1 protein-coding gene is annotated in these 519 nt (G+C 68.6%); it reads right to left on the bottom strand.

Going from position 1 to position 519, the window contains the following annotated elements; genetic code table 11:
* Positions 1–519 (bottom strand): hypothetical protein (locus AC1DZC_RS20405; RefSeq protein WP_477044561.1); only part of this gene is annotated, 519 nt, incomplete at both ends.

Below are 519 nucleotides of genomic sequence, written 5' to 3'. Positions count from 1 at the left end.
CGCTTCGACCGAGCGCCTCCCGCAAGGTCGCATCGTCGGACGTCAGGGCACGGCGCAGCGGCTCGACCGTTTCCCGGGCGGCGGCGACATAGCGGTCGTCGCGCAGCACCATGCCGGCGGCGGCCAGGAATATCGCGATGCCGGACGTGCCGCCATACAGATCGAACCCGACCGGTTCGACCTGGAAGCACGGTGCCGGCGACCTGTCCTGCAGGGCGATCCAGCTTCGCCCACCATCGACCAGGAAGCTGGCCTGTAACAGCCGGTCGGCGATCGTTCGGGCAGCGCGCAGCAGCACGGCCTGGCCCGCCGAACCGTCATGCTCGGGAAAGGGCAGCGGTGGTTCGACGAACGGGACGGGTATGGCGGCCAGAGCACGGAGCGCGCCCCTGACGATCGCCTTTTGACGGCCAAAGGCCTCATCGTTCCAATGCCGGAGCCGTGCACCAACGTCGTTCCAGGCCGAATCACGAAAAGGCAGGGACGAGGGCGCGAGTGTCGAGGCGCCACATGCCACGG

Source organism: Cellulomonas sp. P2_B4, assembly GCF_056404795.1.
Note: the sequence above shows the minus strand (reverse complement) of the source record. Positions and strands in the feature narration are given on the sequence as shown.